Below are 10,826 nucleotides of genomic sequence, written 5' to 3' on the forward strand. Positions count from 1 at the left end.
ATGCGTCGACGTATTACGATTGCATGTCGACGTGAGGGAGAAACAAACGATGCGCCTGAACAGCCGCGGCGGTGTCGTCCTGGCCCTGGGGACCGCGCAAACGCTGGCCTGGGCATCCAGCTACTACCTGCCGGCCATGCTGGCCACGCCCATGGCGCGCGAGCTGGGCGTCAGCGTGCCCACGGTGTTCGCGGCGTTCTCGGCCGCCTTGCTGGTCTCGGCCCTGGTCGGCCCCTCTGCCGGCCGGGCCATCGACCGCTGGGGCGGGCGGCCGGTCCTGATGGCCACCAACGTGCTGTTCGCCTGCGGCCTGGCGGCCCTGGCCGGCGCCCAGGGGCCCGTCAGCCTGTTCCTGGCCTGGGCGCTGCTGGGCCTGGGCATGGGCAGCGGCTTGTACGAAGCGGCCTTCGCGGCCCTGGTGCGCCTGTATGGTGCGGGCTCGCGCAACACGATTTCCGGCATCACGCTGATCGCCGGCTTTGCCAGCACCGTCGGCTGGCCCTTGTCCGCCTATCTCGAACTGCAATGGGGCTGGCGCGGCGCCTGCCTGGGCTGGGCGGCGCTGCACCTGGGGCTGGCGCTGCCGCTCAATGCCCTGTTGCCCGATCCCGAACCGGCCCGCGCATCCGGTGCCGCCTGCGGCTCCGGGCCGTCCGGCCCTGCCCGGCCGGCACCGACGCCCGCCGCGCCCCAGCATGCGCCCACGCTGTGGCGCTCGACACTGTTGTCGCTGGTCTTTGCCATCACCTGGTTCACCAGCACCGCCATGGCGGCTCACCTGCCGGCCTTGCTGATGGCGGCCGGCGCCACGCTGGCAGCCGCCGTGGCGGCCGGCGCGCTGGTCGGCCCGGCCCAGGTCGCCGGCCGCATCCTGGAGTTCAGCCTGTTGCGCAAGACCCATCCGCTGCTCTCGGCGCGGCTGGCGGCGCTGGCCCATCCCGCCGGCGCGGCGGCCCTGCTTGCTGCCGGCGCCCCGGCCGCCTCGGCCTTCGTGCTGCTGCATGGCGCGGGCAACGGCATTCTTACCATCGCCAAGGGCACGCTGCCGCTGGTGCTGTTCGGCCCGCAGGGCTACGGCCTGCGCCAAGGCCTGCTGATGGTGCCGGCGCGCATCGCCCAGGCCTCGGCGCCGTGGCTGTTCGGCCTGTGCATCAGCCGGTGGGGCGCCGGCGCCCTATGGGTGACCGCCCTGCTGGGCCTGGCCGGCTTCGCGGCCTTGGCGCTGCTGCGCGTGGGGGGGCCGGGCGGCGGGCCGGATACCCGGCTTCGCGCCCCGGGCTAGCGTGGGGACGTCCGGGCAAGCCAGGCCGCGCCGCCGCCCGTATCCCGGCGGCCCGCCCTGGCGCTTACGTCTCCGCCGCCAAGCGAAAGCAGGGCAGCTTGCGCCCTTTATCGAACTGGGCATAGCACATCCGCACCGCCAGGCCGATCCACTCGTCGTTCGCCGGCTCCGGGCCCAGCAGCCGCGATACCATCACCGGGCCTTCCGCCAGGGCCACGGCAACGACCGTATAAGGCGCGGGATATTCCGGCAGGTAGGTCCTGTGAAAGCGGGTCCACGAAACGATGCGCCCCATGCCCGACAACGGCCGCCATGGCAGTTCCGTGCGCAAGCAGTGCGGGCAGCAGCCCGATGGAGGATATACGGCGCGCGCGCACGCCTGGCAGAACGGCAGCGCCATCCGTCCGTCGTCGATGCCGCGCCACATCCGGTCTTCCAGCAATCCGCCAACCGGGGATGGAAAGGTTCCGGTCTGGTTCATGCCGCCTCCTGCGCAGCCAGAACGATGGAAACGGCCTTGCCGGCGATATCCGAGGTGTAGTGGGCATGGCGGGCGCCCGCCACCTGCCGCTGGCCGGCCTCGCCGCGCAGCTGCCGCACGCATTCCACGTAATGCCCCCAGCCCTGCATGTAAGAATCCGACAGATGCCCGCCGGACGTATTGGTGGGAAGGCAGCCTTGCGGCCCGATGCCCCGTGTCGCAAGAAACCGTCCGGCCTCGCCCGCGCCGCAATAGCCATACCCCTCCAGCGCCAGCACGACGTGCATGGAAAAGCTGTCATAGACCGAGAACAGGTCGATGTCCTCGTGGCAGACGCCCGCCATCGCGAACGAGGATGCGCCTGCGTTGCGCTGCGCGGTCCGATAGAACCCGTCCAGCCGCGGCGCCAGGCTGGTCGAAGCCCGGTTTTCGTCATAGCGGCCGATGCCCTTGACGTGCACGGCCCTGCCGGTACGCGCGGCGCGCTCGGCAGTGGTGACGATCAATGCCACGCCGCCGTCGTTGACCATGCAGTAATCCAGCAGGCGCAAGGGTTCGCATATGAAAGGAGAGGCCAGATAGTCCGCGATGGAAACAGGCCTGCGCAGTATCGCTTCGGGATTGAGCCCGGCCCACTGCCGCTGGGCGAGCGCGACGCAGCCGAGCTCGGCCTGCGTCATTCCTGTCTGGTGCATATAGGCGTTGGCCGTCAGGGCATACAAGGCACCCTGCGAGCTCAAGCCCCAGGGCGCGTGATAGACGTAGGCCAGGAACATGTCTCCGCCCATGGCGGCCGGCCCGCCATACTGGACCTTGGCCGAACGCTGATTGCTCCCGTAAACCAGGGCGATGGTCTCGGCCTGCCCGGACTCGATCGCGGCTATGGCCTTGAGCATCGCCGTGGGCGCATCGGCCTGATCGCCCCAGCGCACGTCCATGCCGGCCACCTCGGCCATTCTTTCGTATGCCGTGGACTGCCCCACGATCAGGCCGTCGATATCCTCCCGCCCCAGCCCTGCATCCCGCATGGCGCCCAGCAGGGCCTGCAAGGCATAGCCATACTGGTCATGCGGAGCATTGCCGGCACGTACCGCATGCCAGTCGGCGGCCCAATCGGTTTTGCCGACGCCGACGATTGCGCATCGCGATCTAGCCACGGGCATCCCCCGCGGCGAATACGACGCCGTCGCGGCGCAGGTCCTGGATCTGCTCCTCGGGCACGCCGAGCTCGACGAGCACCTGCACGGTATGCTCGCCGCACGCCGGAGGCGGGCGTGAAGGCCTTTCGCGCTGCGCGCTGTTGATGGGGAAAGCCGGCACGCGAAACTGCCTGCCGTCCTGCAGCCTGATGGACTCCACAAGATTGAGATGCGCCAGCTGCGGCGAATCCTGCAGGTCTTGGTAGTCTGCCACCCGGCCGCACACGATGTCGGCGGCCGACAAGGCCTGCAGCCAATGTTCGACGGTGCGCTGGCGGAATTTCGGCGCCAGCAGGCTGCGCATGCCCGCGCGATGCTCGATGCGGCTGTCCAGATCGGCCAGGGCGGCCAAGGCGGGATCGCCGGCCAGGCCCAGCACCTCGCACAAGCGTTCCCACCTGCCCCCGTTGTATGCCGCCACCATGAGCCAGCCGTCCGCGGCTTCGAAAGCCTCGTTGGGCGCAGCGTAAGGCGCGCTGCTGCCGGCCTTGACAGGCAGCCTGCCCGAGCCCAGGAACTCGGTGAAGGCCGATTGCTGCAAGGCGATGGCCGAAGCGAACAGGCTGGTATCCACCCAGGCGCCGGCCCCGCTGCGCTCGCGCGCCAATAAGGCGGAAACGACGCCGATCGTGGCGATGAATCCGGTGGCGATATCGACAACGGGCGCCTGCACCTTGCACGGTTCCGTATCGGGCAGGCCTATCAGGCTCATCAAACCCGACTCGCCCTGCACGATGCCGTCCACTCCCGGCTTGTGCGCCGCGGGGCCGGTTTGGCCGAACGCCGATACCGAGCAATAGACCAGGCGCGGATTCGCTGCGCTAAGGCGGCGGTAGTCCAGCCCCAGCCTTTGCATCACGCCGGGCCGAAAGCTTTCCACGACAACGTCGGCCCCTGCCGCCAGGCGATGCAGCAGCTGCAGGCCTTGCGGCGTTTTCAGGTCCACGCACACGCTGCGCTTGTTGCGGTTGAAGGCCATGTAGACAGGGCTTTCGTCCTGTACCCAGGGTTTGCCCAGCTTGCGTCCCAGATCGCCGCCAGGCGGCTCGATCTTGATGACATCGGCGCCAAGGTCGCCGAGATACATGGAACACGTGGGTCCCGCTCCGATCTGGGAAAAATCGATGACGCGCACCCCATCCAGAGTGGTCTGCAGCAATTGAAGCTCCTTATTCGATCTTCAGGCCGATGTCGTTGATGACCCGGGCCCACTTCTTCTCGTCGGCGGCCATGAGCGCGTCCATGTCGGCCGCCGGCAGGTAAAGGGACTCATAGCCAAGCTCGGCCAGGCGGTCCTGGAAGGCCTGGGACGAAGTCACGCGCTCGAGCGCATCGGACAGCGTCTTGACGACATCGTCGGGGGTTTCAGCGGGCGCCAGCACGCCGTACCACGTCGTGGACTCATAGCCCGGCACGCCGGCCTCGGCCACGGTCGGCACATCCGGCAGCAGCGGCGAGCGGGCCTTGCCCGTCACGGCTATGCCATTGAACTTTCCCGACTTGACGTGAGGCGCCACGGCAGGCAAGGTCGCGAAGGCCAACTCGATGTGGCCGCCCAGCACATCGGCGATCGCGGGGCCGGAGCCTCGATAGGGAACATGAGCCAGGCTGATCCCGGTCTGCCGGTTGAACAGTTCGGCCGACAGATGCTGCGGGGTCCCGCTGCCCGGGGTGCCATGATTCAACGTCTTGCCTGCCTTGACCTTGTCCAGCACGTCGGCCACGCTGCGCAGCTCCGTTGCCGGGTTGGCCACCAGCAGGAACTGCACCTCGGCGACCATGGCAACGCCGCGTAGCGATTGCAGGTCGTAGCCCAGGTTCGAATACAGCGAGGTATTGATCGCGACCTGGTTCGACGCAACCGCCAGGGTGTAGCCATCCGGCCTGGCGCGCGCCACGTAGGTCACGCCGATATTGCCGCCCGCGCCCGCGCGGTTCTCCACGACGACAGGCACCTTCAGCTCCTGGGCCAGGCCTTCGCTCAGCAGCCGGCCAATCTGGTCGTTCCCTCCCCCCGGCGGAAAAGGCACGACCAGGGTAATCGGCTGGCCCGGAAACGCCGCCCCGGCGGCAAGAGGCGCCATCGCGCCGACCGAACCCAGCAGGCAGGCCGCCAGGACGCGCTTGGTCATTTTCATCATTGCTGTCTCCTTCTAGTGTCTGTACGTATCTGGGCGTGCTTCAGCAGCCGCGGAAGCTGGGCTTGCGTTTCTCGGCAAAGGCCTTGCGCCCTTCGATCCTGTCCTCCGAGGCAAGCAGGTGGCCCCACACCAGCTCCTCGACCTCCAGCGCCTCCCGCACGGGCAGGTCCATCGCCTTGTCGGCCAGGTACTTGATGGCGCGCACCGCCAGGGGTGCGTTCGCAACGATCTGCCCGGCGATTTCCCGCGCGCGCGGCAGCAGTTCCCCGGCCGCCACGACCTCCGTCACCACGCCATACGCATGCGCCGTGGCCGCATCGATGATTTCACCGGTCAGCAACAGCCTCATGGCGGCCGAACGCGGCAGCGACTGCATAAGCCGCTGGATACCCGATATGGCCGGGATGCTTCCGACGCGCGGCTCGGTCAGGCCGAAGCGGGCGCCGCTGGCACACAAGCAGTAATCCGCGTTGAGCGCCAACTCCATGCCCCCGCCCACGGCCACGCCATTGACCGCGGCAATCAACGGCTTGCTCAGCCCCAGCCTGGGCAGCGAGATGTTGCGTATATAAAGCGGGCTACGCGCGTCGGCTTCGCGCTCGAACATTCCGGATACGTAGGGCCGGTCCGGCAAGGTCCTTGTCAGGTCGGCCCCGGCGCAAAACGCCCGCTCGCCGGCGCCCGTCAGGATGGCCACCTGCAGGCTGGGATCGGCATCGAATCCCTTTAGCGCATCCCTCAAGGCGACCATGGAGGCCGGATCCAGGGCATTCATCTTTTCGGGCCGATTGATCGTGATAGTCAGGATGCCGGCCTCGGCCGTTCGTTCGATGCTCATTCTTCTGCGTCTCCAACTGGGCTGCCAGCAATGGTAGAGACGGCCTGACATCAATACAATGAATTAATATTTACCTTTAATCATTGTCTTTTCTTATGTTTAAACCCAGCCTCGTCCACCTCGAAACCCTGGTATGGATCGCACGACTGGGCAGCTTTGCCGCGGCGGCAACGCGTCTTAACACCACGCAGCCCACCGTGTCCGCCCGCGTCAAGGAGCTGGAGGACCGGCTAGGCATCCGCGTGTTCGAACGCATGGGGCGCCGCATGATCCTGACCGTCAAGGGCAGAACGCTGGTGGACCGTTATGCGCCCCTGCTCGACGAGATGGACGGCGTGCTGCGGGCGGTCACCAACGCCCGGGACATGCGCGGCACGCTCAAGCTGGGCTGCGGCGAAATATTCGCCGTTACGGGCCTGGCCGCCATCACGCGGCTGGCGCGCGAAAAAATGCCCGACGTGGATTGGGAAATCGATGTCGACCTGACGGTGAACCTGCGCCACAAGCTGAGCCGGGCCGCCCTGGACCTGGCCATCATCGTGACGCAGCCGGGCGATTCCGAGGTCGATTCCGCCTGCCTGAGCAAGATCAACCTGGCCTGGTGCTGCCACGCCGAGCTGGCCCGGCAGCACGGCCTGACCCGCCGCGGCGCGGACATGGCCGCCTTGCCCATCTGGACGCTGTCCAAGCCTTCGCTGCAATACCACCTGACGATGGACTGCCTGCGCGGCGCATCGCGAGGCTACCGTATCAACACCTGCAATCATGTCCAGGCCCTGATACGGGTGATCGCTTCCGGATCGGGCGTGGCGATGCTGCCGGACGTGCTCTTGCAGGAAGGCAGCTTGCGCCGCCAACTGGTGCGCGTCTTCCCGGAGCGCGCGGCAATACCGATCGAGTTCCGCGTCGCGCACAGAGGCGACACGAACGACAGCCTGATCCTGACTGCCTATGAGCTGATCCAGCAGCACGCCAGCGCCCGCGCCTAGCCAGCGTACCGGCGCAGGGCTATCGGCGCGGCGCATGCATGCCTTGCGCGCCGCCTTGCCAGCCTTGCTCGCCGATCAGCGGCACGAAGGCCACCGCCCCCAGGTCCTGCTCTTCGTAGTCGTCCTGTCCGCGGCGCACGATGCGCAGCAGGCGCTGGCGCCGCGTAGCCTGGCCCACCGGCATCACCAGGCGTCCGCCCACGGCCAGCTGCTCGCGCCAGGCCGGCGGAACGTAAGGCCCGCCGGCGGCGGCCACGATGGCGTCGAAGGGCGCCTGCGAGGGCAGGCCCAGCGTGCCGTCGCCCACCTGCACCGTCACATTGCCGTAGCCCAGCTGCCGCAACCGGGCGCGCGCCTGCAGCGCCAGCGGCTCATGCCGCTCGATGGCCTGGACATGGCCGGCGATCTGCGCCATTACCGCGGCCGCATAGCCCGAGCCCGCGCCGATGTCCAGCACCTTGTCGCCCGGCCGCAAGGCGGCCGCCTGGGCCATCAGCGCCACGATGTAGGGCTGCGAGATGGTCTGGCCGCAGCCTATCGGCAAGGGCGCGTCGTCGTAGGCCAGCGCACGCACCTCATCGGGCACGAAAGCCGAGCGCGGCACCTTGCGCATGGCCGCCAGCACGCCGGCATCATGCAGGCCGCGCGCCACCAGTTGGCGCTGCACCATGTTTTCACGCAGGCTGTGCTCCTGGTCCATCGCCACAGCAGCCCGGCCAGGATCAGGGCGCGCCTTGCAGTTCCGGCACGTTGCCCGGGGCGTCATGCGTGGACAGACGGTCGTCCACCCCGCCCACGCCCTGCATGGCTGCCACGGCCTCGACCAGAGGCTCGCGCTCGGCGGCCAGGATCTGCCCCGACAGCGTCGCCACGCCGTCGGCCACCGACACGTCCACCGCACCGGGAGTGCTGACCAGACGCCCCAGCTGCGACCGGATACGCTCGGCCAGGCGCTCGTCGTCCACGGGCTCGCTGGCCATGCTCGAACCGGCCTGGGCCACCATCCCCTTGACGCGGTGGGCCGCATCCTTGCCCTTGGCCTGCATGGCGTGGCAGGCGTCGTGGCATAGCGCATCAAACTTGTCGCACAGCAGCGCGCGGCGCCGGCGACCCATCTGCGGGTCCAGGTAATACATGGCGGCGGCGCCGACGGCCAGCGCCACCAAACGATCGAAGGTGTGTTTCACAGCGGTCTCCCGTGGTCCCAGGCCCGGCCAACGGCCGGGACTTTCTTTTGAGCGCCCGCGCCCTGCGCGCGAGCCGCTCCAACTTCCGATGCAAGCCTTGTGCCTGCGGCGCAGGCGGCCCGCATCCCGCCCCGCCGCCTCTGCCCATGCCGGCATGCAGGGCTGGTCGGCGGCCTCGCGTCCCTGCATTTTTTGCAATGCGGCGGTAAATCCTGCCGCTGCGGCACGAACCCACGGTCCCGGCGGGCACACGGCAAGCCGGGCGCCAGGCCAGCGGACGTGCCGCACGGCAGTCCGCCTCGCCGCCCGGTACGGCGCTTGCTGCGGCAAGCGCAGACCCTTATTCCCGACAAGGAGACCGCCATGAACCCCGTCCCTGCGCCCATGCAGTCCTGCATCGAGGAATGCCTGCGCTGCTACCAAAGCTGCCTGGGCATGGCCATGCGCCATTGCCTGGAGCAAGGCGGCCCGCACCTCGAGCCCACCCACTTCCGGCTGATGATGGCCTGCGCCGAAATCTGCCGCGCTTCGGCGCACCTTATGCTGCTGGGCTCGCCCGAGCACGGCCGCACCTGCGCGGACTGCGCCGTGTTGTGCCGCCAATGCGCCGAAAGCTGCGACGCGCTGGACGGCATGCAGGACTGCGCGGCGGCCTGCCGACGCTGCGCCCAGGCATGCGAACGCATGGCGGCCGGCTAGCCTGAATTCAGCGCGCCGGCTTGGCGCCGGGCTCGGCCGGTTCAGCCGGTTCGGGCCCGTCCAGCTCGGCGTCGGCACCGCGCCGCCGGGTATCGGGCAAAGTCCCGGTGCGCGCCTCGGTTTCCTCCTGCGCAGTCGCCCGGTCGAAACCCGGCGTATCGGCGCCCTGGCGCGGCGGACGGTCCATATCGGGCCGTTGCGGCGCCGCCGCTGGCGCCCCGGCTTGCGGCCGCGGCGCGCCGGCGTTGACGTCGGGCTGGCCCGCCAGCCGGTCCGGGCCGGCGGGGCTGTCGTGCGCTGTCGTTCGAGCCATGTCGGTTCCTCCTGGACGGATTCAACGTGCGGGCTGCGCCGGCGCCGACACGTCCTTGAGCGCGCCGCCGGCGCCGGCCTTGACGGCCAGGTCGCCGAGCGAGACCACGCCGACCAGCTGCTTGTCGCGATCGAGCACCATCAGGCGGCGCAATTGCCGCTCGGCCATCTTGCGGCTGGCATCTTCCACGGCATCGTCCTCGAAGCACCATTGGGGACCGCTGCTCATGGCCTCGCTCACGCGGGTGGAGGCGGGCGTGGCGCCGCGCGCGACGCAGCGCACGGTAATGTCGCGGTCAGTGACGACGCCGACCAGACGGCGCCCGTCGCAGATGGGCAATTCGCCGACGTCCAGGTCGGCCATCAGCTCGGCGGCCCGCTGGATGGACTCGTCGTCGCGCAGGAAAGCGGGCTCGCGCGTCATGACTTGGGCGATGGTAGGCATGTGCTTGCTCCTTGTAGAGGCCAATATCGAGTGCGCCGCAAACGGCCGGCACGCCTGCGCACCTGGGCACGCTGGCGGCGCGAACTTTTATTGGGAACCTCATCGGGGCGCTTGCCCAGCCCCTCGTGGCAACCAGACGCTACCGGCCCGCGGCGTGCAGGGCGGCGCGGCGGTGCGCATGACAAGGGTCGTAACGCCTGCGCGCCGGCCCAAGGCGGCACGCCCGTACGCGGTCTACTGGCCGAACAGCAGCCTCGTGTATGGCTGCGATACTGCCCCGCTGCGTTTGCCGTCCGCGCCGTAGTAGCGGTTTTCGCGGCACAGGCGTTCCTTGGTGTCGCAGAAAACCCCGCTGGCGAAAGTGAAGGCCGTCCGGTCGAATCCGCCCTGGGAAAACAGGGCCGTCGCGGCTTGCCCGCCAAGATGCATCTCGGTCAGCTCGCGGGAAACGCCCTTATCGTCCGCGCACAAGTAGGCATCGCAAAGCACGCCGGGGGCCGGAGAGCGGATGGCCGAGACCGAGAACACGGTCGCCCGATAGGAAGGCCCCTGCCCGCGCGGACCGCAAAGGCGTCCCTCGAACGGGGCGCGGACGCTGCCCGCGCCGGCCCGAAGCACGACGTAGGCCGGCGCGATACACAGCCCATCGTCGTAGACATCCCCCGACACCCAGCGTACCTCGCTGCTGGCCACTGCCCCTGCCGGCAGCGCCAGCGGCGCAAGCACCGGGCCGGCAGGCGCCTGGCCGGGCGCGCGCATCGAAACGGCAAGCGCCTGATGGCGGCTGTCCTCGAAACCCAGCTCCGGACGCGCGGGCAACGTGCAGGCGGCATCGCCGCGATGCGTCACCGTCAGCACCATGCCCGATTGCGACATCCCGTTGAAACGCCCCTGCCCGTCGTCGACCGACAAGGCCAGCTGGCCGGCCGGACAGGCGGCAGGCGCCTGCCCGCCCAGCACGGCGCCTGGACCCACCAGCAGCGTCGCCGCCAGCACCATCAGTATTTTTTTCCGTTGCCGATTCATCGAGCCATTATGCCAATTCATGGAAAAACTGTTGAGCGTGCAGGCGCTGGCGCGTAGAACCTGTATTGACCCAGTGAAATCCTGCTCACGTCATAATCGAGGAAGTTGACGATGAGCATGAAGATGGAAGAGGACATCAAACGCTGGACAGCCAAGCGCAAGAGCGCGCTGGTGCTGTGACCTCCTCCCACGAACTGGACAAGCTCAATCTAGAAAAACCGGCTGGT

Annotated in this window: 13 protein-coding genes and 2 pseudogenes; 4 read left to right on the forward strand and 11 right to left on the reverse strand. The window is 68.5% G+C overall.

Features of this window, described 5'->3' with window-relative positions; translation table 11 throughout:
* The first annotated feature begins 49 nt into the window (after positions 1-49).
* Positions 50-1,282, forward strand: a complete 1,233-nt coding sequence (locus tag V8Z80_RS10110; RefSeq protein ID WP_155192275.1) for an MFS transporter — start codon at positions 50-52, stop codon at positions 1,280-1,282.
* A 64-nt stretch (positions 1,283-1,346) separates the two neighbouring features.
* On the opposite strand, the gene V8Z80_RS10115 is transcribed toward V8Z80_RS10110, so the two are convergent.
* Genes V8Z80_RS10115 through V8Z80_RS10135 form a run of 5 tightly spaced genes read right to left on the reverse strand, consistent with a single transcriptional unit; the run spans position 1,347 to position 5,941 of the window.
* Complete coding sequence (locus V8Z80_RS10115; protein WP_336061920.1) at positions 1,347-1,763, reverse strand: Zn-ribbon domain-containing OB-fold protein; 417 nt, start codon at positions 1,761-1,763, stop codon at positions 1,347-1,349.
* Positions 1,760-2,920 (reverse strand): thiolase C-terminal domain-containing protein, encoded by a 1,161-nt coding sequence (locus tag V8Z80_RS10120; protein ID WP_336061921.1) that lies wholly within the window; start codon positions 2,918-2,920, stop codon positions 1,760-1,762. The genes V8Z80_RS10115 and V8Z80_RS10120 overlap by 4 nt, the downstream gene beginning before the upstream one ends.
* Positions 2,913-4,121, reverse strand: coding sequence for a CaiB/BaiF CoA transferase family protein (locus tag V8Z80_RS10125; RefSeq protein WP_336061922.1), 1,209 nt, complete (start codon positions 4,119-4,121; stop codon positions 2,913-2,915). The genes V8Z80_RS10120 and V8Z80_RS10125 overlap by 8 nt, the downstream gene beginning before the upstream one ends.
* 10 nt (positions 4,122-4,131) lie before the next feature.
* A complete protein-coding gene (locus tag V8Z80_RS10130) occupies positions 4,132-5,103 on the reverse strand; it encodes a Bug family tripartite tricarboxylate transporter substrate binding protein (protein ID WP_336061923.1) in 972 nt (323 codons plus the stop codon).
* Positions 5,104-5,143: 40 nt separating this feature from the next.
* Positions 5,144-5,941: an enoyl-CoA hydratase-related protein gene (locus V8Z80_RS10135; RefSeq protein ID WP_155192284.1), complete on the reverse strand. Its 798-nt coding sequence runs from the start codon at positions 5,939-5,941 to the stop codon at positions 5,144-5,146.
* Positions 5,942-6,036: 95 nt separating this feature from the next.
* Between V8Z80_RS10135 and V8Z80_RS10140 the strand changes: the two genes are divergently transcribed.
* Entirely contained in the window at positions 6,037-6,930 is an 894-nt protein-coding gene (locus tag V8Z80_RS10140) for a LysR family transcriptional regulator (protein WP_336061924.1), read from the forward strand.
* Between the two features lie 19 nt (positions 6,931-6,949).
* Here V8Z80_RS10140 and V8Z80_RS10145 read toward each other — a convergent pair whose 3' ends face one another.
* Both V8Z80_RS10145 and V8Z80_RS10150 read right to left on the reverse strand, forming a co-directional pair.
* Positions 6,950-7,630, reverse strand: coding sequence for a protein-L-isoaspartate(D-aspartate) O-methyltransferase (locus tag V8Z80_RS10145; protein ID WP_336061925.1), 681 nt, complete (start codon positions 7,628-7,630; stop codon positions 6,950-6,952).
* A gap of 22 nt (positions 7,631-7,652) precedes the next feature.
* A complete protein-coding gene (locus tag V8Z80_RS10150; RefSeq protein ID WP_336061926.1) occupies positions 7,653-8,117 on the reverse strand; it encodes a BON domain-containing protein in 465 nt (154 codons plus the stop codon).
* Positions 8,118-8,480: 363 nt separating this feature from the next.
* Between V8Z80_RS10150 and V8Z80_RS10155 the strand changes: the two genes are divergently transcribed.
* Positions 8,481-8,816 carry a four-helix bundle copper-binding protein gene (locus V8Z80_RS10155; RefSeq protein ID WP_155192291.1) on the forward strand — a complete coding sequence of 112 codons (336 nt, stop codon included), beginning with the start codon at positions 8,481-8,483 and terminating at the stop codon, positions 8,814-8,816.
* A 7-nt stretch (positions 8,817-8,823) separates the two neighbouring features.
* Here the strand turns inward: V8Z80_RS10155 and V8Z80_RS10160 are convergent, their stop codons facing one another.
* The 4 genes and pseudogenes from V8Z80_RS10160 to V8Z80_RS10175 form a co-directional block, all read right to left on the reverse strand.
* The gene (locus tag V8Z80_RS10160) at positions 8,824-9,129 is read right to left on the reverse strand and encodes a hypothetical protein (protein ID WP_336061927.1); all 306 of its coding nucleotides are present in this window, start codon (positions 9,127-9,129) and stop codon (positions 8,824-8,826) included.
* Positions 9,130-9,150: 21 nt separating this feature from the next.
* A complete protein-coding gene (locus tag V8Z80_RS10165; RefSeq protein WP_336061928.1) occupies positions 9,151-9,573 on the reverse strand; it encodes a CBS domain-containing protein in 423 nt (140 codons plus the stop codon).
* A 234-nt stretch (positions 9,574-9,807) separates the two neighbouring features.
* Positions 9,808-10,101 carry a YcgJ family protein gene (locus V8Z80_RS10170; protein WP_336061933.1) on the reverse strand — a complete coding sequence of 98 codons (294 nt, stop codon included), beginning with the start codon at positions 10,099-10,101 and terminating at the stop codon, positions 9,808-9,810.
* Between the two features lie 45 nt (positions 10,102-10,146).
* A pseudogene (locus V8Z80_RS10175) lies at positions 10,147-10,620 on the reverse strand (DUF4232 domain-containing protein); the annotation flags it as partial.
* 90 nt (positions 10,621-10,710) lie between these two features.
* Here V8Z80_RS10175 and V8Z80_RS10180 point away from each other — a divergent pair.
* A pseudogene (locus V8Z80_RS10180) lies at positions 10,711-10,776 on the forward strand (DUF1153 domain-containing protein); the annotation flags it as partial.
* Positions 10,777-10,826: the final 50 nt, after the last annotated feature.

Source organism: Orrella sp. JC864 (genome assembly GCF_037026685.1).
Lineage (GTDB): Bacteria > Pseudomonadota > Gammaproteobacteria > Burkholderiales > Burkholderiaceae_B > Orrella.

What these genes read in the sequence shown, in the direction of transcription:
- V8Z80_RS10110 (WP_155192275.1), top strand. Translation starts at nt 50, where the DNA reads ATGCGCCTGAACAGCCGCGGCGGTGTCGTCCTGGCCCTGGGGACCGCG.
- V8Z80_RS10115 (WP_336061920.1), bottom strand. Translation starts at nt 1,763, where the DNA reads ATGAACCAGACCGGAACCTTTCCATCCCCGGTTGGCGGATTGCTGGAA.
- V8Z80_RS10130 (WP_336061923.1), bottom strand. Translation starts at nt 5,103, where the DNA reads ATGATGAAAATGACCAAGCGCGTCCTGGCGGCCTGCCTGCTGGGTTCG.
- V8Z80_RS10135 (WP_155192284.1), bottom strand. Translation starts at nt 5,941, where the DNA reads ATGAGCATCGAACGAACGGCCGAGGCCGGCATCCTGACTATCACGATC.
- V8Z80_RS10140 (WP_336061924.1), top strand. Translation starts at nt 6,037, where the DNA reads ATGTTTAAACCCAGCCTCGTCCACCTCGAAACCCTGGTATGGATCGCA.
- V8Z80_RS10145 (WP_336061925.1), bottom strand. Translation starts at nt 7,630, where the DNA reads ATGGACCAGGAGCACAGCCTGCGTGAAAACATGGTGCAGCGCCAACTG.
- V8Z80_RS10155 (WP_155192291.1), top strand. Translation starts at nt 8,481, where the DNA reads ATGAACCCCGTCCCTGCGCCCATGCAGTCCTGCATCGAGGAATGCCTG.
- V8Z80_RS10160 (WP_336061927.1), bottom strand. Translation starts at nt 9,129, where the DNA reads ATGGCTCGAACGACAGCGCACGACAGCCCCGCCGGCCCGGACCGGCTG.
- V8Z80_RS10165 (WP_336061928.1), bottom strand. Translation starts at nt 9,573, where the DNA reads ATGCCTACCATCGCCCAAGTCATGACGCGCGAGCCCGCTTTCCTGCGC.